The 25110-nt window shown below is 63.2% G+C and carries 28 protein-coding genes; 15 read left to right on the top strand and 13 right to left on the bottom strand.

From position 1 onward, the window contains the following. Positions 1-16: 16 nt before the first annotated feature. On the bottom strand, positions 17-2308 hold the full coding sequence (locus tag ACF8FG_RS22260; protein WP_172830955.1) for an acylase: 2292 nt from the start codon (positions 2306-2308) through the stop codon (positions 17-19). A gap of 217 nt (positions 2309-2525) precedes the next feature. On the opposite strand from ACF8FG_RS22260, the gene ACF8FG_RS22255 reads away from it, so the two are divergent. Then, entirely contained in the window at positions 2526-2900 is a 375-nt protein-coding gene (locus tag ACF8FG_RS22255) for a fe2+ zn2+ uptake regulation protein (RefSeq protein ID WP_318081671.1), read from the top strand. Positions 2901-2936: 36 nt separating this feature from the next. Here ACF8FG_RS22255 and ACF8FG_RS22250 read toward each other — a convergent pair whose 3' ends face one another. Beyond that, complete coding sequence (locus ACF8FG_RS22250) at positions 2937-3125, bottom strand: hypothetical protein (protein WP_003248064.1); 189 nt, start codon at positions 3123-3125, stop codon at positions 2937-2939. Positions 3126-3276: 151 nt separating this feature from the next. Here ACF8FG_RS22250 and ACF8FG_RS22245 point away from each other — a divergent pair, with 151 nt between their 5' ends. From ACF8FG_RS22245 to ACF8FG_RS22230, 4 genes are all read left to right on the top strand, one after another. Then, positions 3277-3735 (top strand): hypothetical protein, encoded by a 459-nt coding sequence (locus tag ACF8FG_RS22245; protein ID WP_014591240.1) that lies wholly within the window; start codon positions 3277-3279, stop codon positions 3733-3735. A 251-nt stretch (positions 3736-3986) separates the two neighbouring features. Beyond that, on the top strand, positions 3987-4367 hold the full coding sequence (locus ACF8FG_RS22240) for a Mor transcription activator family protein (RefSeq protein WP_003248057.1): 381 nt from the start codon (positions 3987-3989) through the stop codon (positions 4365-4367). Between the two features lie 66 nt (positions 4368-4433). Beyond that, positions 4434-5093: a DUF2589 domain-containing protein gene (locus tag ACF8FG_RS22235; protein WP_019437141.1), complete on the top strand. Its 660-nt coding sequence runs from the start codon at positions 4434-4436 to the stop codon at positions 5091-5093. 59 nt (positions 5094-5152) lie between these two features. Next, positions 5153-5707, top strand: coding sequence for a DUF2589 domain-containing protein (locus tag ACF8FG_RS22230; protein ID WP_019437142.1), 555 nt, complete (start codon positions 5153-5155; stop codon positions 5705-5707). Positions 5708-5727: 20 nt separating this feature from the next. On the opposite strand, the gene ACF8FG_RS22225 is transcribed toward ACF8FG_RS22230, so the two are convergent. From ACF8FG_RS22225 to ACF8FG_RS22215, 3 genes are read right to left on the bottom strand one after another with little or no spacing between them, the layout of a single operon-like run. Next, a complete protein-coding gene (locus ACF8FG_RS22225; protein WP_392519216.1) occupies positions 5728-9402 on the bottom strand; it encodes a translocation/assembly module TamB domain-containing protein in 3675 nt (1224 codons plus the stop codon). Continuing rightward, positions 9399-11141, bottom strand: a complete 1743-nt coding sequence (locus ACF8FG_RS22220; protein ID WP_026031836.1) for an autotransporter assembly complex family protein — start codon at positions 11139-11141, stop codon at positions 9399-9401. Before ACF8FG_RS22220 ends, ACF8FG_RS22225 begins: the two co-directional genes overlap by 4 nt. A gap of 52 nt (positions 11142-11193) precedes the next feature. Beyond that, positions 11194-11844, bottom strand: a complete 651-nt coding sequence (locus ACF8FG_RS22215) for an N-acetyltransferase (RefSeq protein ID WP_014591245.1) — start codon at positions 11842-11844, stop codon at positions 11194-11196. Positions 11845-12006: 162 nt separating this feature from the next. On the opposite strand from ACF8FG_RS22215, the gene xthA reads away from it, so the two are divergent. After that, positions 12007-12819 (top strand): exodeoxyribonuclease III, encoded by an 813-nt coding sequence (gene xthA / locus ACF8FG_RS22210; protein ID WP_014591246.1) that lies wholly within the window; start codon positions 12007-12009, stop codon positions 12817-12819. Between the two features lie 40 nt (positions 12820-12859). On the opposite strand, the gene ACF8FG_RS22205 is transcribed toward xthA, so the two are convergent. Continuing rightward, the gene (locus tag ACF8FG_RS22205; protein ID WP_014591247.1) at positions 12860-13612 is read right to left on the bottom strand and encodes an anti-sigma factor; all 753 of its coding nucleotides are present in this window, start codon (positions 13610-13612) and stop codon (positions 12860-12862) included. Next, on the bottom strand, positions 13609-14130 hold the full coding sequence (locus ACF8FG_RS22200; RefSeq protein WP_019437145.1) for a sigma-70 family RNA polymerase sigma factor: 522 nt from the start codon (positions 14128-14130) through the stop codon (positions 13609-13611). The genes ACF8FG_RS22205 and ACF8FG_RS22200 overlap by 4 nt, the downstream gene beginning before the upstream one ends. A 124-nt stretch (positions 14131-14254) precedes the next feature. On the opposite strand from ACF8FG_RS22200, the gene ACF8FG_RS22195 reads away from it, so the two are divergent. The 5 genes from ACF8FG_RS22195 to ACF8FG_RS22175 all read left to right on the top strand — a co-directional run bounded on the left by ACF8FG_RS22195 (position 14255) and on the right by ACF8FG_RS22175 (position 18053). Then, positions 14255-15307 carry a catalase family peroxidase gene (locus tag ACF8FG_RS22195; RefSeq protein ID WP_019437146.1) on the top strand — a complete coding sequence of 351 codons (1053 nt, stop codon included), beginning with the start codon at positions 14255-14257 and terminating at the stop codon, positions 15305-15307. Next, on the top strand, positions 15304-15837 hold the full coding sequence (locus ACF8FG_RS22190) for a cytochrome b (RefSeq protein ID WP_014591250.1): 534 nt from the start codon (positions 15304-15306) through the stop codon (positions 15835-15837). The genes ACF8FG_RS22195 and ACF8FG_RS22190 overlap by 4 nt, the downstream gene beginning before the upstream one ends. Before the next feature lie 81 nt (positions 15838-15918). After that, on the top strand, positions 15919-17124 hold the full coding sequence (locus tag ACF8FG_RS22185) for an MFS transporter (protein WP_081384697.1): 1206 nt from the start codon (positions 15919-15921) through the stop codon (positions 17122-17124). An 81-nt stretch (positions 17125-17205) separates the two neighbouring features. Continuing rightward, positions 17206-17751 carry a cupin domain-containing protein gene (locus ACF8FG_RS22180; protein WP_003248033.1) on the top strand — a complete coding sequence of 182 codons (546 nt, stop codon included), beginning with the start codon at positions 17206-17208 and terminating at the stop codon, positions 17749-17751. 2 nt (positions 17752-17753) lie between these two features. After that, a complete protein-coding gene (locus ACF8FG_RS22175; protein WP_023389254.1) occupies positions 17754-18053 on the top strand; it encodes a hypothetical protein in 300 nt (99 codons plus the stop codon). Here the strand turns inward: ACF8FG_RS22175 and ACF8FG_RS22170 are convergent. Together ACF8FG_RS22170 and ACF8FG_RS22165 are read right to left on the bottom strand one after the other, a co-directional pair. Beyond that, a complete protein-coding gene (locus ACF8FG_RS22170; RefSeq protein WP_014591253.1) occupies positions 18026-18640 on the bottom strand; it encodes a 2-hydroxychromene-2-carboxylate isomerase in 615 nt (204 codons plus the stop codon). The two genes, ACF8FG_RS22175 and ACF8FG_RS22170, sit on opposite strands and share 28 nt — an antisense overlap. 29 nt (positions 18641-18669) lie before the next feature. Beyond that, on the bottom strand, positions 18670-19401 hold the full coding sequence (locus tag ACF8FG_RS22165; protein ID WP_014591254.1) for an SDR family oxidoreductase: 732 nt from the start codon (positions 19399-19401) through the stop codon (positions 18670-18672). A gap of 89 nt (positions 19402-19490) precedes the next feature. Here ACF8FG_RS22165 and ACF8FG_RS22160 point away from each other — a divergent pair, with 89 nt between their 5' ends. Then, a complete protein-coding gene (locus ACF8FG_RS22160; RefSeq protein WP_014591255.1) occupies positions 19491-20054 on the top strand; it encodes a TetR/AcrR family transcriptional regulator in 564 nt (187 codons plus the stop codon). Continuing rightward, entirely contained in the window at positions 20041-20634 is a 594-nt protein-coding gene (locus ACF8FG_RS22155) for a DUF4157 domain-containing protein (protein WP_318079812.1), read from the top strand. Before ACF8FG_RS22160 ends, ACF8FG_RS22155 begins: the two co-directional genes overlap by 14 nt. 406 nt (positions 20635-21040) lie before the next feature. Here ACF8FG_RS22155 and ACF8FG_RS22150 read toward each other — a convergent pair whose 3' ends face one another. After that, positions 21041-22042, bottom strand: a complete 1002-nt coding sequence (locus ACF8FG_RS22150) for a bile acid:sodium symporter family protein (RefSeq protein WP_019437150.1) — start codon at positions 22040-22042, stop codon at positions 21041-21043. 106 nt (positions 22043-22148) lie between these two features. On the opposite strand from ACF8FG_RS22150, the gene ampC reads away from it, so the two are divergent. Together ampC and ACF8FG_RS22140 are read left to right on the top strand one after the other, a co-directional pair. Next, the gene (ampC, locus tag ACF8FG_RS22145) at positions 22149-23291 is read left to right on the top strand and encodes a class C beta-lactamase (RefSeq protein WP_076402984.1); all 1143 of its coding nucleotides are present in this window, start codon (positions 22149-22151) and stop codon (positions 23289-23291) included. Between the two features lie 300 nt (positions 23292-23591). Continuing rightward, complete coding sequence (locus ACF8FG_RS22140; RefSeq protein ID WP_003253895.1) at positions 23592-23924, top strand: hypothetical protein; 333 nt, start codon at positions 23592-23594, stop codon at positions 23922-23924. A 46-nt stretch (positions 23925-23970) separates the two neighbouring features. Here the strand turns inward: ACF8FG_RS22140 and ACF8FG_RS22135 are convergent, their stop codons facing one another. The 3 genes from ACF8FG_RS22135 to ACF8FG_RS22125 all read right to left on the bottom strand — a co-directional run bounded on the left by ACF8FG_RS22135 (position 23971) and on the right by ACF8FG_RS22125 (position 25071). Then, positions 23971-24282 carry a hypothetical protein gene (locus tag ACF8FG_RS22135; RefSeq protein ID WP_014591259.1) on the bottom strand — a complete coding sequence of 104 codons (312 nt, stop codon included), beginning with the start codon at positions 24280-24282 and terminating at the stop codon, positions 23971-23973. A 141-nt stretch (positions 24283-24423) separates the two neighbouring features. Next, entirely contained in the window at positions 24424-24612 is a 189-nt protein-coding gene (locus tag ACF8FG_RS22130) for a hypothetical protein (RefSeq protein WP_014591260.1), read from the bottom strand. Between the two features lie 138 nt (positions 24613-24750). After that, positions 24751-25071, bottom strand: coding sequence for a YbjQ family protein (locus tag ACF8FG_RS22125; protein ID WP_003258990.1), 321 nt, complete (start codon positions 25069-25071; stop codon positions 24751-24753). Between the last annotated feature and the right edge of the window lie 39 nt (positions 25072-25110).

Raw genomic sequence — 25110 nt, 5'->3', positions numbered from 1 at the left:
GGCGCAGGCTGACGCCTCAGGGCTGGCTGACTACCGCCCCCTTGTCCCGCTCACTGATCACCACTTCCCGATACTCCGGGTCTGCCTTGATCTGGGCCTCGGTAAACGGAATCACCGCCAATTGCTTGGCCGCAAATGCCTTGGTCTGGTCACTGGCATGCGCCGAAGCCTTCTCACTCGACTGGGAAAACGCAAGCAGGCCACGGGCTTCTGGGCCCTTGTCGGTAAAGCTGACCAGTTGCAGGTAGCTGGTGCCACTCACCACCAGCCGTTTGCCCTGCCCGTGCGGCACGCTGTAGATCGCGTTGTACACCCCTAGCGCCTGCGGGCCGCCTGGTACCGGCGTACCATCAAGGGCCTGCTGCACCTGCCCCCAGCGCGCTTGCCCGGCAACGCCACTTTCACTGACCTGCTTGAGCGACGCCAGTGCTGCCTGATGTACCAGCCTGCTCACCGCCGCCTGCTCCACAGCCAGGCCGCGCGGGGTGTGCTGCGGGTCGGCCGGGTTGAATGCCACTCGCCAGCTTTCCGGGTGCTCGGCCAGCGCATTGAACAGGTTCTGGAAGTGCACCAGGCCCATACCACTGTCGAGGTCGGCCTTGCCGTTCCAGGCGGCCAAGCTGCTGCACACGGCCTGCACATCTGCGCTGGCGCCCTTGCACCATTGCAGCAGGTCTGGCAACACCAGGCTGGCCAGGTACACCTCGTCATCGGTGACCATGCGCTGCAGTTCATCTGCACCTAACCGGGCTTTGCCCTGCAGGCGTTGCAAGGCGAAGCGACCACGCATGCCCAGTGGCTGGTCATTGCGGCTGACCAGTGGAGAGTAGCCGGTCAGCGGCTGCGCCGGGTTGGCCATCCAGGCCGGGTCGTTGGAGTTCTGAACGAAGTCTTCACGCTCCAGGCTTGGCAACAGCCGCGCCGGAAAGATACCCGGTTGTGCCGCCTGCGCGTCAACCTTCCACTGGCATGCGCTACGCGAGCCATCCAGCACCACCAGGCGCCCTTGCGCCTGCGGGTTGCTGCAGGTATCCAACAGTTGCTGGTCAACATAGGGCACTACCGACTGGTTAAGGTACAAGGCCCGCCCTCCCTGATCCACGGCCAGCGTGTTGACCCAAGGGATACCTTGCAACTGCTCGACCGATCCCTTCAATGCCGCCAGGCTGTCGGCTCGGTTGATCTGGTACCACTGCTGCAAAACCCTTGAGTTCTCGAGGTTGGCGTCTCGCACGCTGTAGGCCGCCTGCGCATCCCAGTCCAGGCGGCCTGGCCATTGCACCACCGGGCCAAACTGCGAACTGTAGACCGGCCGCTCAATCTGGCTCAGGCTGCCATCCGTGCCCTTGACCGCAACACGGATGGTTTGCCGGGCCATCGGCAGCGACTTGCCATCGAGCACATAGCGGGTCGGGTCTTTGGGGTCGAGTTGCAGGCGGTAGAGCGTGAAGTGCTTGGAGGTGTCGACGGTGTGCGTCCACGCCAGGTGCTGGTTGAAACCAATGTTGACCACCGGCAGGCCTGGTAACGCCGCGCCCATCACATCGAGCTGACCGGGAATGGTCAGTTGCATCTGGTAGAAGCGCATGCCACCCATCCACGGGAAGTGCGGGTTGGCCAGCAACAGGCCGCGGCCATTGGCTGAGCGCTGCGCGCCTACTGCCACCGCATTGCTGCCGCGCTCCGCGGCGAACCGCTCCTGCCGGGCCAACGCGGTGGCAAAGCCCGCTGACGATTGCTGACGGGTCAGCGTTGGCGGTTGCGCCCCTGCCAACGCCTCGACGAACTGCCCGACACCGCCCTCGGCCAGTAAACGGCGGGTCAGTTTGACCAGATCCTGGCTGCTGATGGGCCGCACCCACTCACCATCGCCACACTCGGCGGGCAGCCCTTGACGACGGCGTTCGACCAACGCCCGGTTGTAGCCGCTGGCATAACCCGCCAGCAAAGCCTGCACCGGCGCGGGTTGCGCCTGCAGGAAGGCATCGACCGCCGCTGGGCTATTGAGCCAGGTGAAGAACAGGTCGCTGGCCAGGTTGTCACGCTGCTCCAGGGTCTTGCCCTTGGCGCCGAAATAGCGCGAGCGCTCACCGCTCACGGTCAGCACTTCATTGGCGAGCAGGCATAGGTTGTCCTGGGCGTAGGCATAGCCGACGCCATAGCCCAGGCCACGCTCATCCTTGGCCACGATATGCGGTACGCCGTAACGGGTATAGCGGATCTGGGCACTGGCGTCGGCTGGCGCGGGGTGCGCCTGCACACCGACACTGAAGGCCACCAGGGCAGCGGCCAGGCCGGCGCAGGTCATGGGGCGGCAAAATGGAAACACGGGCACTCCTCGGGTTCGGGGGTCATCCCGATCAGACGAATGGCCAGATGAATATTTTACGTATTACAAGGCGATGAAACGTCTTGATGAGAAACAGGGCTTTTTTTCACGAATGGGTTGCAGTTTTTGCGTGCTCATTCGTCCTAGTAAGTGAGCCACCCACATTTCGGGTTCGTCCACGAAAAGGAGCATTCGCATGTACAACCCGCAAACCTCGATCCAGGCAGGGCGCGTCCCAGGCAAAACGTCCAAGGAACAGGACGTGTTTGCTGAAGAACGAATCGGCAACGAACAGATCCGCGAGCTGTTGCGCACCTTCGGCCTGCGCACCAGCCTGATCCGCCTCAAGGTTATCGACGCCTTGCACGCCGCCGACCGCAATGGCCGCAGTATTGGCGTGCGCGGGGTGCACGCACAACTGGAACAACTGGATATCCCGCTGTCGTTCCTAAGTGTGCGTGAAGTGCTCAAGCGCCTGTGCACCGAAGGCGTCATACAACTGGGTAGCGACAAGTGCTACAGGCTCAACCCCCTGGCGCGCGCCGTACTGGAGCAAACACCCTCGCGTTGAGCGCATGGCCGGCCATACCTGGCCGGCCCGCGTAGATCAGGGCTTGACCTTGCGCCGCAGAATGCCGTTGATCACCACGACCACCACGGCAATGGCGATGGCCAGCATCTGGAAGGTCTGCTCACTGATCGTGCCCTGCTTCTGCAGGTGGGACAGGCCCAGCATCAGGCCCAGTACCACCAGAATGATCAGAAGTGAATATTTGAGGCGCTGCACGTGTGTCATCGAATGTTCCTTGCAACATCAGGGGCAAATGGCTCGCAACGAGCCGCGGCAATGATACAACGGTCACCGCCCCCGGCGCTGGATTTCCTGCTGGGTGGGGTGACGTCAGCCTGAAAGCATGGGGCTTCCTAGCACCCACGCCGGAGGCACCATGTACAAACCCCTGCTGTTCGCATCGCTGTTGCTGACCCCGCTCTCCCTTCATGCACTGGACACCCAGCAGACGCCGGCCGAACACCTGCTCGAACTGGGCCGCGAACTGGCCACCCATGCCGGTGCCAGCCAATGGCAACAACTGTGGCAACGCGTACGCCAGGCCGGCTACCTGCAGACCGAAACTGCACCGGTACATTTCAGCGTGCCCACAGCCCGCTTGCCCGACCTGGCCCGACAAACGCTGGCGCAGGCCGACCAGGCACAGCCAATGCGTCAGACCCAGGTACTGTACCGCCGCCACTTTGCCGACCAGGTCATCGGCCAGCGCAACGGCCGGCCGTTGCACGCGCTGTGCCTGCTGGTCGATTGGCGCACGTTGCCGCAGGGCATGCGCGCCACTCCTCAAGCCTATCTGGGTAGCGCCAGCTTGCTGAGCAGCTACCCGTGCGATTGAGGGGTGCCGCACCCGCTCCGCATCATCGCGAGCGACCCGACAGGAAACCAGGAGGCACAGCCAGATGTCGACGCCATTTCCTACAGCGCCAGATATCGCTGCCTGCAAATCCTGTTCACCGAAGCTACAACCCACAACCCATATGCCGCCTAGCGACGTGCCTCGGCTGTCGCACAGAATTTGCTCACACCTTCGACATAACGCCGCGGGTGATCGGGTCGCACATCCCATCTACCCCGAAGGAGCGCCATATGCAAATGCCAGATTTGAGCCAGATTGATATCAGCCAACTGCCCCACTCGCTGCAGGCCCTGATCGACTGTATCGGCATCGAAAACGCCTACCAACTGACCTGCGCCTACGGCGGCAGGCCCAAGTACATCCCCAAGCACCGCGAGCGCACCAAGCTCGCTGACGTGCTGCCGGCCGAAGCGCTCGACGCACTGATCAAGCGCTTTGCCGGGGTCGCCCTGGAGATCCCCAAGGCTGACCACTTTCTGCGTCAGCTGCGCAACCAGCAGATCCAGAAGGAGAGCGCCAACGGTTTGTCCCGCAGCCTGCTGGCCAACAAGTACGGCCTGAGCCTGCGGCAGATCGGCAACATCCGGCGCCAGGAGCTATGCACGCGCTGACGCCCGGACAACTTGGCTGCTATTCGCGGCGGCCTTACCCCCACTAAATAGAGCGAGCTTCCCGATATGTCGATAGATAACAGCCTTATAGGCTCCGTGATCAATGCCCTGCCGATGGACCGTATGATCGCCGGCCCCTTGCAGGCCATGGTCCAGGCGCAGGTAACCGCCAGCAAATCGTACGCCGACTTCCTGATGCAGGTATGCGTCCAGGATGGCAAGGCAGTAGCCATCCAGTTCGACTACGACGAAACCATCGTCGACGAACAGGGCGAATACAAAGGCGTAGTCAGCAAGACCATGAAAGTGCCGCTGATGGCGGCCATTACCCATCCGAACATTTCCATCGAAGAGGGCAATGTAGAGTTCGAGCTGGTTATCAACCAGATGTCGGAAGATATTTCCAACAAGGACATGAATGCAGAAGTTACCGGCTCACTGGGATGGGGGCCGTTCAGGCTGAACGTGAAAGGCAGCGTGAGCCACAAATCCACGCAAACCCGCAAATCAGATACCCGTGCCCGCTATGCCTTCAACACGACCCTGAAGCGTCAGGAACCGCCCGAAGCGATGATGAGGGTAATCGAGTTCCTCACTGACGCCGCAACCAAGCCAACCGTTGTCCGAACCGCCGCACTGGAAAGCCCGGACGAAATATCCCAGGCGGACACCTTGAAACAGCCCGAGCCTGCAAACCTGCCGACCCCGCAAAACGCTAGCGCTTGACCCATTGCCCCTCCTGCCGGTAGCGGGAGGGGCACACCCTGGCCTGAGGAGTCGAATCATTGCAAAAGCCCCCCGCCCCCATGACCTCCATTGACCTACGTGAAATTACCCGTGGCCTGCAAGAAGCCGCCAGTGCCACCAACAGCCTGATTGCCCAGCAGTACATCAACCTGTTCGACCAGTTTTTCGAGTGCGACACCGAGGCGCTAGGCGCCCCCATGAAAGCCAAGATGGTCGAGGTGGCCATGGATGGGCAACACATCATGCGCGTCCCCCTGTTTGCGCTAGTGTCACCGAAAGGCCTGGCCCTTGAGCGCATGCAGGTCGACCTGTCGGTAAGGGTCAAAGGCACCGAGGCGCAGCAGGCACTGCTGACCGCAAGCGAGAGCAAGGCCGCGAGCTTCAAGGTCACCATTGGCGGCCAAGGCCGTCAGGGCGAAAACCGAGACCCGGATGAAGTGCAGATCCGCATGCAGTTCCAGGCAAGCGAACCGCCAGAGGCCCTGAACCGGTTGATCGAGGAATACACCAACCTGATCGTCCCGGTACGCGCCACCCCCCCACCGCCCTCACCCGACACCAACGAGTTCATTGAGGCGGCCACCGTCCGTTGATGGCCGCCACGCTGTCGGGCCTAGAAGTCGCGCTTGTAGAAGATGTCCAGAGAGCTTGCCAGCCCACTGGCGGCCTCGAGGTAAACCTTCTTGCTCAGCTTGTAACGCAACGCGATCGTGTTGGCCGGTTCGAACACGCCCACCCCGTAACGAAGGCTGAGCTTCTCGGTAAGGTTACCGCTGGCGACCACGCTGGTGCTGTTGCCAGAACCTTCGGTATCCAGCTGAAAGTCGTCGATCCCCAGGCTCGACGCCAGGCTGCCGGTAATGCCGGCGCTCCCGGCAAGGCCCAGGCCCAGCGCCGCCTCGGCGAGCATGTTGTTATCTTCGCCGGTATTGCCCAATGGCCGGCCCAAGACCAGGTACGAAAGCGCCTGCTCCTGGCTCATGGCCGGCTCCGAGAACACTTTGGTCGTCGGCTGCTCGGCGCTGCCGCTCAGGCGGATGCCGGCTATTACATCGTCAACCTTGCGGATCGCCTCGATGTCCAGGTATGGCTGGTCGATCGGGCCGGCGAACAGCAGACGCGCCCGGCGTATGGTGAGGCGCTGGCCGTAGGCGCGGTAGCGGCCGTCTGCCAGGCTCAGTTCGCCACGGGTATCGAGGTTATCGCCGATGTGCACATGACCCAGCAGATTGGCAGTCAGCCCGAAGCCGCTGAACGACAGCTTGTCGCGGCCGACTTCGACATCGATGTCCATGGCCATTGCCATGGGTGGTTTGCCTTCCTCGGTCTGGTGACCGACGATTACCGTGTCATCCGACACCTTGACCGTGGACGGCGGCAGCTCACGTACAGTGATCTTGCCCTTGGGCACCTGCACCTTGCCGGTCACCGCCAGCTTGTCATCGATCAGGCGCAAGGTCAGGTCCGGGGCAACTTCCAGTGTGGCGTAGGGCTCGACCGCGACCGGCAGTTGCTGGCCTTGCAGACGCACGTCCATGCCCAGTGCCTGCCTCCAGGTGAGGCTGCCGCTCAACTGGCCACGTCCCGCCTCGCCACTGCGCCAGTTACCGTTGAGCTGCACTTGCTCGCCGGCAATCAGCGCCTGCAATGACAGGTCCTGAAGGCTGGCCGGTAGCTCGGCGCCACTGACTTCGCCACCGCTGAGCATCAGGTTGCCGTTGATTTGAGGTGCCAGCAAGGTGCCTGAAAGCCGACCACTGCCATTGAGCTGCCCGGCCAGGCGTTCGACCATGGGCACGAACGGGCGGGCCACCGACAGGTCCAGCCCGGCCAGGCGGAAATCACCCGACAACGGTTTGTTCTTGCCGAGCGGATCGAGCCGGGCGTTGACGTTCAGCTCACCCAGGCGCTCACCGCGAAACGCCAGGCGCGTATCGATGCGCCGCGGTGCCAACGTGCTGTCCAGGCGCAGGGCCTGATAAGGGAAATCGATCCAGCGGCCTTTGTCGCGCACGCGCAGGGTGCCGCCACTGGCATCGACAACGACAGTGCCCTTGGGGCCGCTGGCCGGGATGTCCAGGTTGATGTCGGCATTGAGCAGGCCTTGCCAGGCAAAGTCCTTCGGCAGCCACTGGGCCAGGCTGCCCAGCGGGAACTGCTTGAGGTGGTAGCGCAGGCGTGGTTCGGGGGCCAGCCGCTGGTCGTCGCCACACAGGCTTGCCTGGCCGGAGCGCCAGCAGTGGGCCCCGAAGTCAAGCTGGCCGCTGGCCAGCCGCTGCAGTCGTGCCGGCGCCTGCAACTGCCAGTCCTGGCCACCGGCCTGGATTCGGCCAGTGGCCAGGCGGCCGCGCCAGTCACCTTTGTTCAACTGGCCATCCAGGCCAAGGTCTAGCTTGAGCTGCGGGCCATCCAGCGCCAGGGTCAAGGCCTGTTGGCGAATGTCGCCTTTGCCGTTGACCTGCAACGTGCCCAAGGCGGTATCACCCAGGTGGATACCGGTTGCCTTGAGCCCGACTACACCGCGTTGGGCGTTGTCCAGGCGGGCATCCAGGTCCAACTGCTGCAGGCGGTTTTCGGCCTGGGCCAAGCGCTGGCCCTGCAGGGTGAGCGTACCTTGCGGGGCCTGCAAGGTACCGGCGACATCCAGCCGGCCCTTGACCCCGCCTTGCAGCCTTGGCCACAACTGGCCCAGGCGCGGCAAGTCAAGATCGATTTGCCCCGCCAGGCGCTGTTGCAAGCTGCCACTGCCGTTGATGCGGTTGTCACCCAGCTGGATGGCCAGTGTGCCCAGGGTCCAGTTTTGCCCTGCCCCCTGGGCCTCGGCCTTGAGCATGGCCGGCTGGCCACGCAGGCGGCCCTTGAGGTCAAGCTGGGCATCCAGGGTAAGCGCATCGCCTTTCAGTTCGCCTTTGCTGCGCAGTGGCCCCGCCAGGGTACCCGGCAGTTCGGCTAGCCAATAGGCCGGATCGAGCGCGGAGAGCTGCAGGTCGACATCCCAGGCCAGGGTGTCGGCAAAACGTACGGCGACACTGCCGGCTGCCTTGCCTTGGCCGGCGGTCAGCGCCAACTGCGGCAGTTTCACCTGGGTGAGGTCACCTTCGAACGGACTGGCGATGCTGAACGCTCCCGCCGGGCCATCCAGGTCCCCGGTGAAAGTACCCTGGTAATTGCCATCGCGATAATGCACCTGGGTATTGAAGCGCTTGAGGGTGACTTCGGGCGGGGTCTCGAGTGGGTACAGGCGTAACCACGGGAAGTTCTGCCAGTCCAGCTGCGCATCAGCGCTCAGGCCTTGCTGCCAGTCAGCCGTGGCTTGCAGCTTGACCCGTTGGCTTTCGCTGGCGGTCAGGTCCAGGGCATCGAGCCTGGCGCCCTTAGTGTCGACCAGACCGGACAGGAGCAAGGCGATCGGTGACTGCTCGGCCGGCAGGCTGGCCCTGCCGGACAGTTGATAGCCATTGAGCAGATCACCCTTGGCATCGAGCTCGACCGCGTTCAATTGCAAGGTGTCAGGCAACGCTCCAGCCGGCTTGAACGCCTCGGAGCGGATGTGCAAGGTCGCCGGCAGGTGCTCGGCCAGTGCCTGCAACTGCCCGCTCAATGTGGCATCGAGGTAACCACTGCTGGTGCCGGCGAGTTCCAACGTCTTCTGCAATTGGCCATTGGCCGTCAGTGCCAGTTGCCAGGGTTTTTCGTCTACCGCAGGCAACTGTAATTGCGCCTGTAGTGTTACCGGCCAGTCGCCTTCGGGTTGCAGGTCGCCCTGTAGGCTCAATTGCAGGTCGTCGCGCAGCAGCCGCAGGCTGTCGATGCGTATCCCGCTGTTGGTCCAGTGCGCAGCCAGTTGCAAATCGCCAAGCAGATCGCTGCCATCCAGGCGCAGCTGCCCGACCTTGACCTCGCCCAGTTCGATGGCCAACGGCAAACGCAGGGTCGGCAATTGCAGCGGGGCGCTCTCGGCCGGTTCGGCGCTTGGCGCAAAGGCCATGTCAATGCGGTCTGCCTGCAACCGATCAATGCACAAGGTTGCGCGCAGCAAGCAGGCAGGCGACCAGGCCAGCAACGGCGCCTGCATCTCTACCGTGCTGCCGCCGTCGGCCCAACTCAGCCGGCTGGCCTGCCAACTGCCCGCCAGGCGCCCCTGGAAGTCGGCCACTTCAAGCCCGGGCACCTGGCCCAGTACCCAGCGGCTGCCGGCCTGGGTACCCAGCAGCAAGCCGAGCACCAGGCCCACGCTCGCGACGCCCCCCAGCAGGCCCAGTGAAGTAAATTTGACTACGCGTTTCACAGCTCGGGCCCCATGGAAAAGTGCAGGCGAATGCCCCCTTCGTCATCCAGCGCCTTGGCCAGGTCCAGGCGCAGCGGCCCGACTGGCGATACCCAGCGCACACCAAAGCCGACACCGGTCTTGAGGCTGGGCAGCTCCAGGTCGTTGAACGAATTGCCTTGGTCGACGAACGTCGCGACCCGCCATTTTTCGGTCAGCGAATACTGGTACTCGACACTGCCTGCCACCAGGTAGCGCCCGCCGATACGGTCACCGTCGCTGTTCTTCGGCGACAGGGTCTGGTAGTCGTAACCGCGCACACTCTGGTCGCCACCCGCGAAGAAACGCAGCGACGGCGGAATATTGTTCTTGAAGCCATTGGTTGCACTGCCACCAAACTGCACGCGTCCGAGAAAGCGGTGGTTGTGGCCGAGTGTGGTCAGGCCTTTGAGCAATATGTTGCCGTGCAGCAGGTTGGTGTCGGAAACCAGCCCTTCCTTGGCCCCTTGAACATCGAACTGCAGGCGATAGCCGTTGTGCGGATCGATACGGTTGTCGCTGCGCAGGAAGGAATAGCTGACGCCCGGCATCAGCAGGTTGCTCAAACCGGAGTCGTCGCCCAGACGATATTCTTCGCGTTGGTACTTGAGCGAAATCACCCGCTGCCAGCCACTGGGCAGCTTGCTGTGCCACTCGGGGCCGACCGTCAACAGCTTGCTGAGCGTGTCGGTGCCGGCAAGCTCCTCGTTCTGGTAGCCACCGGCAAAGCGCAGCTTGTCGGTCAGCGGCGGGTCGAGGGGAATGTCATACCACAGGCCGACGTTCTGGCGCGGTGCCGACAGTTCGGTTTCCCAGCCATAGCTGTGGCCTTGCGGGTTGACCCAGTGGCGGGTCCAGTTGGCCTTGCCGCGCGGCCCGACGTCGGTCGAGAAGCCCAGGCCAAGGCCCATGGTGCGTGGTTTACGGGTTTCCAGGTGAACATCCACCGGGACTTCTTCGCCCACAGCAGCAGTGGGCGCCGCATCCACGCGCACGCCTTCGAAATAGCCGCTCGATTGCAGGTCATTGTTCAGCTCTGCGATCAGTTCCGAGTCGTAGGGGGTACCCGGCTTGAACGAAACCATGCGCTGCAGCAGGTCCTCGTCCAACGGCGTGTCGCCACCAAAAGTGACGGCGCCCAGGCGATAACGCGGGCCGCTCTGGTAGACCAGGTCGATATCGGCCACACCGGCTTGGGGATCGACGGCCAGGCGCTGGCTACTGAAGCGCCCACTGAAGAAGCCATAGCGCGACGCCTGGTTCTGGATCAGCCGCTTGGCATCCTCGTAATGGCCGTGATTGAGTTGTTCACCCGTCCGCAGCGCCTTGCTGTCAGGCACGCGGAAGGCCTTCATCTCGCTGGCTGGACCCTCGATGCGCACGGTCACGTTGCGCAGGCGAATCGGTTCGCCCGGGTTGATGCTGATGATCAGTTGTGGGGGATGGTCGGCGTCGCTGGCGGGCTTGACCTCGGTATCGATCTGCGCCTGATAGTAGCCGAGTGCCTGCGCCGCTTTGCGCGCCTGCTCCTCTGCCCCGCGACTGAAGCGCAAAAGTGCTTCTTCGTCGCGGTCACCCAATGTGCCTATATAGCCTTCGACATTGGCCTTGAGCGCCTTGTTGGCCGGCTTCACCTTCACCAACAACTCGCTCTGGCCCCATGCTGCGAAACTGGCGACCCAGAAAACCAGGCCCCAGGTCAATCTTCCTGAATACGTCATGCGGCGCATGCTACCAGAGCCAGGCGCTCAAGGGAGCCGCCCGGCGGCCTGTTCAGGCAAAAGCGGGTTTTGAAGAGACTGGATTAGGATGAAAGAACACCCTCTCCCGGATTGGTCCTACAGCTACTTCGCCAATTTCCTCATAACCCTGACGCTGGTAAAAAGCCAGGTAGTGCTCGTTACCGGTGTCCAGCACCACCCCTTGGGTGCCTGGGTCTTCCGCGCACCAATCGTGCACAGCTTGTAACAATTGTTCGCCGTAGTGCTTGCCCTGAAATTGCGGATGCACCCCCAGCAAAGGCAACACATGCACCTGGTCGGTGGGCAGACAGGTGGCCAACGCAGCCTGGTAGTCCATGTAGCGACGGGTACAGCGCAGGCCGGTACCCAGCATCATGCGCAGGCGCCAGGCCCAGCTGTCGGCCACGCCCAGCCTGCGCAGCGGCGGCACGATCAGGGCCAGGGCAATCAGACGGTCATCGACCAGCAGGCCGATGGCGGGCAGTTGCAGGTAGAAGTGCTGGCGCACCCATTCGCGCACCATCACCCGCAGGCGCCGCTCATATCCCGGGCGCTGGGCTTCGAAGATATAGGCGAAGGTGGGCTCGTGACGGTAGGCGTTGTACAGCAGCGAACGTGCCTCGCGGCTGTAACCATCGTCGAGCAGGCAGACACGAGCCGGGGCGGCTGTAGTTTCGGGCATTGCGGGCAGACCTCCTGGAATGGGCGTTCAGTGCCTTGGAGGTGCCCCAGCGCGCTTCGTTCACCCCCAACAGCACGTTAGCAGCAGGCTCGCCTGGCCGCCATGCTGGTGATGCAGGTCGATGTCGGCTAGCATCGCGCCTTTTACCGGGATTATCTTTCCATGAAGATCGTCTGTTTCAACATCAACGGCCTGCGGGCCCGCCCGCATCAGCTGGCGGCGCTGATCGAAAAGCACCAGCCGGACGTGATCGGCCTGCAGGAAACCAAGGTCAGCGACGATCAATTCCCGCTGGCCGACGTGCAAGCACTGGGTTACCACGTGCACTACCATGGCCAGAAAGGCCACTACGGCGTGGCCCTGCTGTCGCGCCAGGCGCCGCTGAGCCTGCACAAGGGCTTTGCCACCGACGAAGAAGATGCCCAGCGCCGCTTCATCTGGGGTACCTTCGCCGATGCCGACGGCAGCCCGATCACCATCATGAACGGCTATTTCCCCCAGGGCGAAAGCCGCGACCACCCCACCAAGTTCCCGGCCAAGCAGCGCTTCTACAGCGACCTGCAGGCACTGCTGGAAAGCCAGTTCCGCAACGACCAGCCAGTGCTGGTGATGGGCGACATGAACATCTCGCCGCAAGACTGTGATATCGGCATTGGCCCGGACAACGCCAAACGCTGGCTGAAGACCGGCAAGTGCAGCTTCCTGCCGGAGGAGCGTGAGTGGATGGAACGTTTGAAAGGCTGGGGGTTGGTAGACAGCTTCCGCCACCTGTATCCGGAGGTGACAGACCGTTTCAGCTGGTTCGACTACCGAAGCCGCGGCTTCGAGGACGAGCCCAAGCGCGGCCTGCGCATCGACCTGATCATGGCCTCGCAGCAGCTGGTGCCGCGCATCAAGGCAGCGGGCGTGGACTATGAGCTGCGCGGGATGGAAAAGCCGTCGGACCATGCGCCGATCTGGCTGGAGTTGAGCTGATTTTGGTGAGGGGCCCAAGGTGCACGCCTTGGGCCCACACTCACAACCCCAACCTCAACGCCTCCCCCACTCCCGCCCCACGCACATCGTCCGCCGCGCTGACCAAGGCAAAGTTATAAGCCCCATGCGACCAATACCGCGCCTCCAGTTGGCCATCGACCCGCTGCCCGTCCGGCATGCGCCGATAATGGTCGCCCGGAGAGCGCAGGAACAGGCTGATGCGCTGGCCCTTGCCATCTTCAAACACCAGTAATGCAGCCGGCCCCTGCTCGTTGCTGAGCAAGCGCGCGCCCACTGGTTTGAAGCCATAGCCCGCCAGGTCCGGTAACTGGCCCACCCGACTGAAATGGCGGCCCAGCCAGTCGCGCAACTGCCCAGGATCACTGGCCTGGATATCCAGTGCTTCACTGCCGGCGAACAGACGGTGCGCCTGTACAGCATCAGCCATGGGCAGGTCGACCCGCGCCAGGGTTGCATCGCGCACTTGCCAGCCGCCCAAGCCCCCCACGCCCAACGCCAGCATCACTACCGCCGCCGCAGCCCAGCGCCGCTGCCGACGCTGGCGCAATTGCCGACGCAACTGGCCAAGGTCCAGCTGCGCCGCACCGGGCAGCTCGCCCAACCCGGCCAGCGCTGTGCGCAGCCTTCGGGCATCGGCGCGCCAGCCTTCCACCCGTGCCGCAGCTTGCGGGTTGGCCGCCAGCCAGGCCTGCACTTCGGCCCGGCGCACAGGTTCCAGGCGCTCATCGACGTAAGCGTGCAATTCGTCATCGCTGGGGATCAGGCGCGTCATTTCAGTCTCCGCAAGGCCGGGGGTTGGGGGTTGCCCTCGGTCAGTTCGCGCAAGGCATTGCGCGCGCGCGACAGGCGCGACATCACAGTGCCGATGGGGATGCCCAAAGCCTGGGCGGCCTCCTTGTAACTCAAGCCTTCGATGCTGACCAGCAACAACAAGGCACGCTGCTCCGCTGTCAGCCGGGCAAACGCCTGCAGGTCAGCCTGTGCCAGGACGATGGTTTCGAGGTTGTCACCGGCCGGCTCATCGTCGTGCTCGTTACGGCCGAACCAGGACAACCAGCGCGCATGCAATCGCTCGCGGCGCTTACCGTCGAGGAACTGTCGATACAGGATGGTGAACAGCCAGGCACGCAGGGCATCAGCGTCCCGTTGCTGGTCGCGACGGCTCAGGGCCCGCTCGACCGTAGCCTGCACCAGGTCGTCGGCGCTGCCCGGCTCGCGGGTCAGCCACACGGCAAAGCGGCGCAGGCGGGCCAGCAGCTCGCGCCACTGGTGGTCGTCCAAATCATGCATGGCTAGGTCCCGGCCTCTGGGGTTGTCAGTGTAAAGGGCAGACGCCTGTGAACAAATTCTATTCCCGATGAGGGAATAACTTTTTCTCTGACACGTCGTACTGGCACCTTCACTGAACCGGACGATGACCATGAACACACCCTTGCACGGCCCGGCCAAAGCCTTGCGCCTGGCCGCCATTGGCGGCGTGCTGCTGGCCGCAGGTGCCGGCTTTGCCTATGCCGCTGGCTGGCTCGGCGCCCCACGACTGACGCCACAACGCATCATCGACACCTTCGAAGCCCAGGCCGGGCATTACCCAGGCTATCGCAAGAACCACGCCAAGGGGTTGTGCGTGAGCGGCTACTTCCAGGCCAGCGGGCAGGCCGCCAACCTGTCCACGGCGCGCGCCTTCAGCCAGCAACGGGTGCCGGTGGTTGGCCGTTTTGCCATCGGCGGTGCCAACCCGTTCGCCCCGGATACGGGTATACCCGTACGCAGCCTGGCGATTGAGCTAAGCACCGACGACGGCCAGGTCTGGCGGACGGGCATGAACAACCCGCCGGTGCTGGCAGTCAGCACGCCGCAAGCGTTCTACCAGCAAGTACTGGCGAGTGCACCAGACCCGGCGACCGGCAAACCGGACCCTGGCAAGCTGCAGGCGTTCTTCGCTGCCCACCCGGAAAGCGCGGCGTTTCGGCAATGGGCGGCGGGCTACAAACCCAGCGACAGCTTCGCCAACACGCAATACCACAGTATCAATGCCTTCCGCCTGATCGACGCAGCTGGCGCGGCCCACCCGGTGCGTTGGCAGCTCGAGCCACAAACTGCATTTGCGGCATTACCCGCGCAGGTGGATGACAAACAATTCCTGCAACACGACTTGCAGCAACGCCTCGCCCAAGGCCCGTTGCGTTGGAAGCTGCGCCTGGTACTGGCCGAACCAGGCGATGCCGTGGACGACCCTGCCCGGCCGTGGCCCGCCGAACGGCGCAGCGTGGACGCCGGCACACTGGTGCTGGAACAGGTAGACGCCCCCGAGCAAGGGGCCTGCCGCGACCTCAACTTCGACCCGCTGATCCTGCCGCGCGGTATAGAGGCGTCGGCCGACCCGATCCTCGCCGCCCGCTCGGCCGCCTATTCGGAATCGTTCAACCGCCGTAGCCGCGAATCGCTCAGCACCGGAGCCAAGCCATGAAACCTCAAGCCTTCCACCCTTTCGCCCGCTTGTTGCACTGGCTGATGGCCGTGCTGATTCTGGCCATGCTGTTCATCGGCGTGAGCATGGTCGCCGACCTGTCGCTACGCCACCCGTTGCTGATCAGCCTGCACAAGGCCACCGGGCTGGCCCTGCTGGTGCTGGTGGTACTGCGCATCGCTGTGCGCCTGACCCTACCCCATCCCCCCCTGCCAAACGACCTGCCAAAACTGCAGCGCTGGGCCGCCGGAGCCTCGCATCTGCTGCTCTATGGCCTGATGCTGGCCATGCCGCTGCTGGGCTGGGCCATGCTGTCGGCCGGCGATTACCCGCGCCCGCTCGGCTTGCCCGCCATCGCCCCCCACAACCTGCAGCTATATGCCGTGTTGCGCCAGGCCCATGGCTGGGCGGGCTACCTGCTATTCGCCACGGTGCTGGTCCATGTGGGGGCAGCCTTGATGCATGCGTGGGTGCGTCGCGACGGTGTGTTGCGTAGCATGTGGCCTGGCCCCTTGCACCGCAGCGAATGAACGGTAGCAGCACGGGGTTCGACAATCGATAATGATTCCTAATAATATCGATTTTGTTTGCCACTCTGCCCTGGACTGCCTATGAACGTCGCAAAGGATTCTGCAACCCTTCTGCCTGCCAGTACCCTGAACTTGCGCCCGCTGCTGCTGGCCAACATGGCCTGCACCATGTCGATGATGGCCTTCGTCGCCCTGATCGGCCCGATAGCCCGCCAGCTTGGTATGGCCACCTGGCAAGCCGGCGCCGCCGTGACCGTGGCGGGCGTGGTCTGGGTGCTGCTGGCCCGGCCCTGGGGTCGAGCGGCAGACCGCCTGGGCCGCCGGCGCATCCTGCTGCTGGGCAGCGCCGGCTTCACCCTGGCCTACTGGCTGCTGTGCCTGTTCGTCGAAGGCGCACTGCGCTGGCTGCCGGGGGCGACCTTGGCGTTCATCGGCCTGATGATCGCGCGTGGTTGCATCGGCGCCTTTTATGCTGCCATCCCGGTAGGCTGCAATGCGCTGATCGCCGACCATGTCGAGCCGCAACGCCGGGCGCGGGCCATGGCCTCACTGGGGGCGGCCAACGCCGTCGGTCTGGTGGTCGGGCCGGCGCTGGCCGCACTGCTGGCGCGGCACAGCCTGAGCCTGCCGTTCCATATCATGTCGCTGTTGCCGGCCACTGCCTTCCTGGTACTGTTTTTTACCCTCAAACCACAGGCGCTGCCTCACAGCCACGCCCCAAGCCCGGTGCGGCTGAACGACCCGCGCCTGCGCCGGCCGCTGCTGGTGGCATTCAGCGCCATGCTCAGCGTGACCGTGTCGCAGATCATCGTCGGTTTCTTTGCCCTTGACCGCTTGCATCTGGGCCCTGCCGAAGCCGCTCAGGCAGCTGGCATCGCCCTGACCACCGTGGGTGTGGCACTGATGCTGGCCCAGGTGATACTGCGCCAACTGGAGTGGCCACCGCTGAAGATGATCCGGGTAGGTGCCACGGTATCGGCACTGGGCTTTGCCTGTGGCTCGCTGGCCACCACGGCCCCCTGGCTGTGGGCTTGCTATTTTGTTGCGGCGGCCGGCATGGGCTTCGTGTTCCCGGCGTTTTCGGCACTGGCGGCCAATGCCATGCAGGCCTCCGAACAAGGCGCCACGGCCGGCTCCATTGGCGCCGCACAAGGCATGGGCGCGGTGATCGGGCCGCTCGCCGGTACCTTGGTGTATGCCCTTGATCCGCGCTTGCCATTCTTGGTCGTGGCCGTGCTGTTGCTGCTGGTCGGGCTGTGGCCAATGCCGCGTGAGCAGCGGGTTTGAGAAGCACAGCGCGCAAGGACGCAGAGTGTGTTTTAATGCGCATCGCTCATTATTATTGACACCTCTGATTACAAGGCGGCTATGGACACGGGGACGCGACTCAAACTGGTGCGTGAACGCAACAACCTCTCCCAACGGGAACTGGCCCGCCGCAGCGGGCTGACCAATTCGACGATCTCGCAGATCGAGCAGAATCGCGTCAGCCCTTCGGTCAGCTCCCTGAAAAAACTGCTCGAAGGCATTCCCATGAGCCTGGCGGAGTTTTTCAGCTTCGACGAGCCGGTGCGTGAGGAACGCTACGTATTCCGTGGTGGCGAACAACCCGACCTGGGCCGCAATGGCCTGCGCATGCTGCTGGTCGGCGCCAGCGTCGAAGGCCGCCAAATGCGCATGCTGCGTGAGCTGTACGCACCCGGCGCCGACTCTGGCGAGCCGATCGTGCACGCTGAAGGCGAAGAATGCGGGTTGGTCACCCGGGGTACCGTCGAACTGTGGGTCGACGGCCAGGTCAGTGTGCTCAACTCTGGCGACGGCTACTACATCCCCACTACCCTGCCGCACAGTTTCAAGAACATCGGCCCGGATGAGGCCGAGATCATCAGCGCCAACACGCCGGCGAATTTCTGATCTTGACCCACAGACGTTCACTGAGCGCCCGGGATGTCTATCAGTGCCTGCGCAATGTGGCCCTTGGCGTGCATCAACTTGAGGTGGCTGCACGCCGCGAGGGCGGCTTGGTCGATGTCGGTATCCAGGGCTGGCAACTGACGTTGGCCCTGGATACCGAAGGCCTGGCGCATTGCGTTCATTGCCAAGCCCCCGGCGGCGAACAGGCCGGGCTCGAGCACTGGCAGCGCTATGGCACCAACCCCACCGACCTGCTCAGCCTGTGGGAGCGCACTCAGCTGGAGAGGCTGCTGGCCCCCTGACGCAGCGCCTCCTCGACAAAGTCCAGGCGGTCCTGGCCGAAGAACATGCCATCACCGACAAAACAGGTGGGCGCGCCAAACACCCCGCGCGCCACAGCAGCCTCGGTGGCCTGCTTTAGCGCTGCTTTTACTTCGCTGTCAGCGGCCAGGGCATGAAAACCCTGCGGGTCGAAACCTGCCTGCACGAGTGTTTCATTCAGCACAGCGCTGTCGCTCAGGTTGCGGCGCTGTACCCACAGCCCAGTGAACAGCACCGATAGCAATGCCTCGAACCGATCCGGTGAATGCAACTGGGTACCTGTCACGCCGCGCATCAACGTCAGGGTATTGACCGGGAAACCCGGCGGCATCCCGAACGGCACACCGTAGCGTTCGGCAAAGCGGGTCAAGTCGGTGAACATATAGCGCCCTTTGGCCGGGATCATGGCCGGCGAAGCATTGCCGGTAGCCTGGAAAACCCCGCCAAGCAGCATTGGCCGGTAGCGCAGCGTAGCGCCGTGGCGGGCACACAGGTTCGGCAGTTGGGTCCAGGCCAGGTAGCTGGCCGGGCTGCCCAGGTCAAAAAAGAAATCGACAGACTTGTGCATGGTTACGGTCCTTGGGTGATGACAGAGGCTTACCAGCGCTCCATCCAGGGGCGCAGGTCAAGCTCGAAGGTCCAGGCGTCGCGGGGCTGAGCGTGCAAGAACCAGTAACTGTCGGCAATGTGCGCCGGGTCAAGGATGCCATCCTGGTCCTTGAGGGCATAGCGCTCGGGGAAGCTGTCGCGGATGAAGGCCGTGTCGATGGCACCGTCCACCACTACATGGGCGACATGGATGTTGCGTGGCCCCAACTCGCGCGCCATGCTCTGTGCCAGGGCACGCAAGCCATGCTTGGCCCCGGCGAAGGCGGCAAAACCGGCTGCGCCGCGGGTACCGGCTGTAGCGCCGGTGAACAGGAGGGTGCCGCGCTCACGCTGAACCATGCGCCGGGCCACCGCCTGCGCGGTGAGGAAACCGGCAAAGCAGGCCATTTCCCAGATCTTGAAGTACTTGCGTGGGGTTTCCTCGAGAATGCTGCATGGCACATTCGCACCGATATTGAAGACAAATGCCTCAATCGGACCTATATCACGCTCGATAGTCTCCACCAGCGCGGCGACCTCCTCTTCCTTGCGCGCATCAGAGCCAAAACCGTAGGCCTGGCCGCCAGCGGCGTGTATTTCCTCCAGCAGCGGCTGCAGTTTGTCGGCCTGGCGCCGGGTTACGCAGGCAATGTAGCCCTCACGCGCAAAGCGCTTGGCGATCTCGCCCCCAGTGGCGTCGCCCGCCCCGATCACCAGCACGACTTTCTGTTGTTCTGACATGCCCGGCTCCATTAGTGAATGATCGTTTAGTAAACGAACGCTATGTTATGATCGCGGTCACCGTCAAGCCTGTCTGCCGAGGCATGTGAATGCGATACTCCAACGAACACAAACAGCAAACCCGCGAACGGTTGCTGGCCAGCAGCGGCGCGCTGGCCAAGCGCGGGGGTTTTGCCAGTACCGGCGTGGCCGGGTTGATGAAAGCGATCGGCCTGACCGGCGGTGCCTTCTACAACCACTTCCCGTCCAAGGACGACCTGTTTACCGAGGTGGTACGCCAGGAGCTGAGCAACAGCCCCCTGGCACGCCTGGCCAGCCAGGGAGCCAACAGAGAACGCCTGGGCCGCTGCCTGCAGCAGTACCTGAGCCTGGCCCACCTGCGCAATGCCGAAGGTGGATGCCCGTTGCCGCCGCTGGGTGTGGAAATCGCCCGGGCCGACACGCCGGTGCGTGAAGTGGCTGAGCACTGGCTGGTAGAACTGCACCGGGCCTGGAGCACAACCCTGGAGGATGAGCACCTGGCCTGGGTGCTGATCAGCCAGTGCGTAGGGGCATTGCTGGTCGGGCGCATGCTGGCCAGTGAAAGCGTGCAAGCGCAGGTATTGGGCGCCAGCCGCCAGTTTGTCGAACAGGCCCTGCATGAGGCGGATTAGTGCCCTGCTGGGTTTGCTATTGGCCCTGCCAGCGCTTGCCGAACAGGCCTGCCCGCCTGGGCAGTATCAAGTGTGCCTGATGGGCTGCTTTTGCGCCCCGATCGACCCAGGCCAGGCCGGGCAGATCCTCAAGGATGTGGAGGTCATGGCCTCGTCCAGCCTGGCATACGCCTTGCGCCAGGCCCGCGACGAAGCCACGGCCAGCGGTGTGCAGCCGATTCCGTTGCATATTCGGGCGCAGCTGGAACCCTGGTATGACTTTGCCGTGCTTGACGCGGCGCGCTTCCGGGTGGGGGATGAGCAACAGATCAGCGCAGCCAATGCACTATTGCAGAACCCCGATGTGAACGCCGTTACACTGATCGACACGATCATCTTCCGCCGGCCCGCCGATGCGGAGGACAACGTAGCCTTGTGGGCGCACGAGCTCAAGCATGTGCAGCAGTATCAGGAGCTGGGCGTGGAGGAGTTTGCCCGACGCTATACGCGCAACTTCGACGACCTGGAGGGGCCGGCCTACAAAATCGAGGCCGAAGTCGACAAGGCGCTGCGCGAGCGTCGTTCAGGCCTGACCCGCTGATCGCTGCCATCGCGTTCCACATCTACAGCGCCTGTCTTGCCCAGCGCAAAATTCAGCCGTTAGCGCGAACCGTGGTAGGAGCGGGTTTACCCGCGAATACGGCGGCGGCGGCAACGGTGAACGACGGGTGGAATTGGCCAGCAGGCCCGGCCCTTTCGCGGGTAAACCCGCTCCTACGACGACCTGCGCCCAACCCCCGATGTGTGTCCACCCCCGATCTGTGTAGGAGCGGGTTTACCCGCGAATACGGCGGCGGCTGCGACGGTGAACAGCGGGTAGAAATTGGCCAGCAGGCCCGGCCTGCTTCGCGGGTATCAACCCCTTGATACGACCAAGCTTTTCAGCTCTGAGCACCGCAGAAAAGCTTGACCGCCAACACAGTATCTTCATGGGAACGCAAAGGCGCTCAAGACACCGCCGAAGCCTCCACCCCCTGCTCACGGCTGGCATAACGCTGCGCCAGCACAGCACACACCATCAGCTGTATCTGGTGAAACAGCATCAGCGGCAAGATCATCGCGCCAATGCCACTGCCCACAAACAACACCTGGGCCATGGGCACACCCGTAGCCAGGCTTTTCTTGGAGCCGGCAAACAGGATGGTGATGCGATCCTCAAGGTCAAAGCCCAGCGCCTTGCCAAGCAAGCGGGTGCCAAACAGCACCACTGCCAGCAGAATTGCGCACACCACGAACAACCCCGCCAAGTGCTGCGGCGATACGGTGTGCCACAAACCGGTAACCACGGCCTCACTGAAGGCGGTGTACACCACCAGCAGGATCGAACCCTGGTCCACCACCTTGAGCCAGCGCGCATTGCGCTTGACCCAGGCGCCGATCCAGCGCCGCGCGACCTGCCCGGCAACGAACGGCACCAGCAGCTGCAAAGTGATCTTCAACACCGCGTCCAGGCCGGAACCTGTATCACCACCGGCGCCCAGCAGCAGCATCACCAGCAACGGGGTGAGGAAGATACCCAACAGGCTGGAGGCCGCTGCGCTGCAGATGGCCGCCGGCACGTTACCGCGGGCCAGCGAGGTAAAGGCAATGGCCGACTGCACGGTTGCAGGCAAGGCACACAGGTACAGGATGCCAAGGTAAAGCTCGTTACCCACCAGCGGTACGAACAGAGGTTTGAACGCCAGGCCCAGCAGCGGGAACAATACGAAAGTACAGGAGAACACCAGTAGGTGCAGGCGCCAGTGCCCGGCACCGGCAATGATGGCTTCACGGGACAGTTTGGCGCCATGCAAGAAGAACAACAGGCCAATGGCCAGGTTGGTCAGCCAGCCGAAATACACCGCGCCATCGCCCGAGCAAGGCAGCAAGGTGGCGATGAGTACCACACCGAGCAAGGCCAGGGTGAAATTGTCAAATAACATGCGCAAATACTTCATCACTGTATCCATCTTGTCATGGTGGGTGGGCAGACGATAAGGTCTTTGGCTCCCCGCCGCTAACGCCGGAACCCCGAGCGGTATCGCTCAACGGACACGCTTCACAAAAGGACTCACCATGCTCCGCCCACGTCTGGCTGCACTTGCAGCCGCCATTACCCTTGCCTTAGGCCATTCCAGCGCCCAGGCCGACGACCAGTTACAGGCCAAGGTCGACCAGATCATCCGCCCGCTCATGCAGGAACAAGGCATCACCGGCATGGCTGTGGCCATCTATGCACGCGACCACGCGCATTACTTCAGCTACGGTGTGGCCAGCAAGGCCGACAACGTACCGGTCAGCCGCGATACGCTGTTCGAGATCGGTTCGCTGAGCAAGACCTACACGGCCACCCTGGCCGCGCTTGCCAGCGCCGAGGGCAAGCTTGACCTCGAGGCCCCGGCCAAGCGCTATCACCCGGCACTGGCCGGCGTCCCCATCGGCGACGCGACGGTGCTGGAACTGGGCGCCTACAGCGCCGACTGCCTGCCACTGCAGTTCCCCGACACCGTACAAACACCGCAACAGGTAGTCGATTTCTTCCGCCACTGGCAACCTCGTGCCAAACCTGGCACCCAGCGCTGCTACTCCAACCCCAGTCTGGGTTTGTTCGGTGACCTGGCCGCCCGTGCGCAGCACCAACCGTTTTCCACGCTGATGAGTGAGGGCCTGCTGACGAAGATGGGCCTGAAAAACACCTACCTACAGGTTCCGGCCAGCGCCCAGGGGCTTTATGCCCAAGGGTATGACGCCGACGACAAGCCGGTGCGTGTAGGGCCCGGCCCTTACGCCGATGAGGCCTACGGCATCAAAACCAGCGCCAGCGACCTGCTGCGCTATGTGCGGTTGCACATGCAGCCGCAGGGCCTGCCACCGGCCCTGGCGAAAGCCACCGCCATTACCCAGCAGGGCTACTTCCAGGTTGGCGCCATGACGCAAGGCCTGGGCTGGGAACGCTACCCCTACCCGGTCACGCTGAGCACACTGATCGATGGCAACAGCCCACAGCTGATCCGCGAACCGCAGGCCACCACTCGCTTGCAGCCGGCCCTGCCCGCGTTACCGGCAGCCTGGTACAACAAGACCGGCGCCACCAACGGCTTCGGCGCGTACGCCGCGTTCGTGCCGGCAGAACAGCTGGCAGTCGTGCTGCTGGCCAATCGGAATTACCCCAACCAAGCGCGGGTACAAGCCGCCTTCGACATCCTTTCCGGCTTATAACGCAAGCTTTGATTGTCGGACAAAACGACAGAATGTAGTGAGCAAAAAAATTCACTACAAAATGGTTGACGCCGTTCATCACGCTTGGGCATGATGAAGCCGTCTCCCCGATCGGGAGCGGTGGCAAGGGTGTTCCAGACGGCCTGCGCGGTAACGCAGGCCGTCCGTGGAGAGGGAAACTGTCCAAAAGGCAGCGTGAGAAAGCCCCTGTTGCGATGCTGCTGTAGCAGCCTTGGTAGTGCGCTACACCGTGATAGCGCCAACTGTGAAAATCACCTATGAATGGGTAATGGGGGCTTTATGATGAACTTGAACAACAATCCGACTATCGACCAATTGGCCCAGCTGTTCGCCGTGCGCAAGGACAGCCTTGACGACCATTTGCTGTGGGTTAGCCAAACCGGTGAAGTGCGCCTCGACCGCCTGCCACCGAACACCGTCGAAGATGAATTTGAAGAGCACCTGCCCAGCATGCGTGCCCGCTTCAAGGTCTACCGCCGTGGCCAAGGCTACGTCGGCAAGAAAGCCGCCGCCGACACTGAATTCGTTGGCCGCGTGCTGCAGACCCTGCAACAAGAATGGCCCGCTGCCCGTGAGCAGCAGGCAGTCAAGGTGATCGAACCGCTGAATTGAGGGTTCGCACCTTTACCAGAGCCCGGCCCGCATAGGCCGGGCTTTTTCATGCCTGGCGCCGCTGCAGACGGGTTTCCGGCAGAGGCAAGGCGCCTGTTGCCATCGCCCGGGCGCGGTCGACACCCCACACCAGCGCACGGGTCATGGTCTCGCCCGGCAGCGCGGGGTAATACTCTTCCAGCAACGCCCGCCCGTCCCCGGCGTACAGCCCCAGAAACAGCTGCGTCGCCCCCAGGCGCGACAAGCGCACCTGCACGTCCAGTGTGGTGCCGTCGCTGAGTGCTTCGTCGTGGCAGCGGCTGTGCAAATGTGCGTCGGCCCACTGCCAATAGGTTTCTTCCCTGACTCGCATGAGCATTCAATCCTCCGTTGCTGGAATGCCGCGTCAGAAAACCACAGGCCGGGCCATCCGGCGAGCGCTACCGGGCAATACCATGAGGCGGATCAACGAATGGCAATAAAAACCCCGCCGTTGGGCGGGGTGTGTGCAGACGCGGGATCACTTCTTGAGCGGTACCCGCGGCATGAAGCGGCCTTTTTTGCTGCGCTGCAAATGTGCAGGCTGGAGCTGTTCGGAATCATCCAGCGTCATGTGGGCGAAACCCAGGCGAAATGCCGTCTGGCCGCAACGCACCTGGCTGTTGATCGGGAACGCATCGTTCAGGTCTTCGAAAAAGGATTCGCTCATGCCCAGTCTCCCTCCAGTGGCGGTCGCGTCGGCAACCAGACAAGTTGCCCAGGGAACGCGGCCTGTGAAAGTGAGACTAGCTGGTCATTTGCGGACCGACCGGACAAGAACCTTGCAGCCGACCAATGGCAAAAGGCTTTACTTCAGGCGTACTGCCGTACCGGTGGCAAATACCACGACCATGCCGCCCTGTACCGACGGCATGCTGATCTCAAAATCCACCCCCACTACCGCATCGGCTTGCAACTGTCGTGCCCGGGCCTTGAGTTCTTCAGTGGCCTGCTCCCGGGCCTCGCGCAGCGCGCTTTCCAAGGTTTGCGAACGGCCACCGAAGAAGTCGCGAAACCGTGCAAAGAAATCGCGCACGAAGTTGATGCCCTGCACCGATTCGGAACTGACCACGCCCAGGTATTCGGCAATCGGGCGGCCTTCGAGCTGGCTGGTGGTGGAAATGATCATGGATGCGCTCCGTTGGCCTGGCAAAAAGAGGCCGATTCT

This window comes from Pseudomonas sp. YQ_6 (assembly GCF_043103245.1).
GTDB classification, from domain to species: Bacteria; Pseudomonadota; Gammaproteobacteria; order Pseudomonadales; family Pseudomonadaceae; genus Aquipseudomonas; species Aquipseudomonas alloputida.
This window is presented reverse-complemented; position numbering and strand designations above follow the sequence as displayed.

Bases quoted from the DNA above. Each gene is read 5' to 3' on its own strand.
- ACF8FG_RS22185 (WP_081384697.1), top strand. From the start codon at position 15,919: ATGAACGTCGCAAAGGATTCTGCAACCCTTCTGCCTGCCAGTACCCTG.
- ACF8FG_RS22250 (WP_003248064.1), bottom strand. From the start codon at position 3,125: ATGACACACGTGCAGCGCCTCAAATATTCACTTCTGATCATTCTGGTG.
- ACF8FG_RS22200 (WP_019437145.1), bottom strand. From the start codon at position 14,130: ATGCATGATTTGGACGACCACCAGTGGCGCGAGCTGCTGGCCCGCCTG.
- xthA (WP_014591246.1), top strand. From the start codon at position 12,007: ATGAAGATCGTCTGTTTCAACATCAACGGCCTGCGGGCCCGCCCGCAT.
- ACF8FG_RS22245 (WP_014591240.1), top strand. From the start codon at position 3,277: ATGTACAAACCCCTGCTGTTCGCATCGCTGTTGCTGACCCCGCTCTCC.
- ACF8FG_RS22165 (WP_014591254.1), bottom strand. From the start codon at position 19,401: ATGTCAGAACAACAGAAAGTCGTGCTGGTGATCGGGGCGGGCGACGCC.
- ACF8FG_RS22135 (WP_014591259.1), bottom strand. From the start codon at position 24,282: ATGCTCATGCGAGTCAGGGAAGAAACCTATTGGCAGTGGGCCGACGCA.
- ACF8FG_RS22195 (WP_019437146.1), top strand. From the start codon at position 14,255: ATGACCATGAACACACCCTTGCACGGCCCGGCCAAAGCCTTGCGCCTG.
- ACF8FG_RS22190 (WP_014591250.1), top strand. From the start codon at position 15,304: ATGAAACCTCAAGCCTTCCACCCTTTCGCCCGCTTGTTGCACTGGCTG.
- ACF8FG_RS22155 (WP_318079812.1), top strand. From the start codon at position 20,041: ATGAGGCGGATTAGTGCCCTGCTGGGTTTGCTATTGGCCCTGCCAGCG.
- ampC (WP_076402984.1), top strand. From the start codon at position 22,149: ATGCTCCGCCCACGTCTGGCTGCACTTGCAGCCGCCATTACCCTTGCC.
- ACF8FG_RS22220 (WP_026031836.1), bottom strand. From the start codon at position 11,141: ATGACGTATTCAGGAAGATTGACCTGGGGCCTGGTTTTCTGGGTCGCC.
- ACF8FG_RS22240 (WP_003248057.1), top strand. From the start codon at position 3,987: ATGCAAATGCCAGATTTGAGCCAGATTGATATCAGCCAACTGCCCCAC.
- ACF8FG_RS22170 (WP_014591253.1), bottom strand. From the start codon at position 18,640: ATGCACAAGTCTGTCGATTTCTTTTTTGACCTGGGCAGCCCGGCCAGC.
- ACF8FG_RS22160 (WP_014591255.1), top strand. From the start codon at position 19,491: ATGCGATACTCCAACGAACACAAACAGCAAACCCGCGAACGGTTGCTG.
- ACF8FG_RS22140 (WP_003253895.1), top strand. From the start codon at position 23,592: ATGATGAACTTGAACAACAATCCGACTATCGACCAATTGGCCCAGCTG.
- ACF8FG_RS22205 (WP_014591247.1), bottom strand. From the start codon at position 13,612: ATGACGCGCCTGATCCCCAGCGATGACGAATTGCACGCTTACGTCGAT.
- ACF8FG_RS22235 (WP_019437141.1), top strand. From the start codon at position 4,434: ATGTCGATAGATAACAGCCTTATAGGCTCCGTGATCAATGCCCTGCCG.
- ACF8FG_RS22180 (WP_003248033.1), top strand. From the start codon at position 17,206: ATGGACACGGGGACGCGACTCAAACTGGTGCGTGAACGCAACAACCTC.
- ACF8FG_RS22215 (WP_014591245.1), bottom strand. From the start codon at position 11,844: ATGCCCGAAACTACAGCCGCCCCGGCTCGTGTCTGCCTGCTCGACGAT.
- ACF8FG_RS22130 (WP_014591260.1), bottom strand. From the start codon at position 24,612: ATGAGCGAATCCTTTTTCGAAGACCTGAACGATGCGTTCCCGATCAAC.
- ACF8FG_RS22125 (WP_003258990.1), bottom strand. From the start codon at position 25,071: ATGATCATTTCCACCACCAGCCAGCTCGAAGGCCGCCCGATTGCCGAA.
- ACF8FG_RS22255 (WP_318081671.1), top strand. From the start codon at position 2,526: ATGTACAACCCGCAAACCTCGATCCAGGCAGGGCGCGTCCCAGGCAAA.
- ACF8FG_RS22150 (WP_019437150.1), bottom strand. From the start codon at position 22,042: ATGGATACAGTGATGAAGTATTTGCGCATGTTATTTGACAATTTCACC.
- ACF8FG_RS22260 (WP_172830955.1), bottom strand. From the start codon at position 2,308: ATGACCTGCGCCGGCCTGGCCGCTGCCCTGGTGGCCTTCAGTGTCGGT.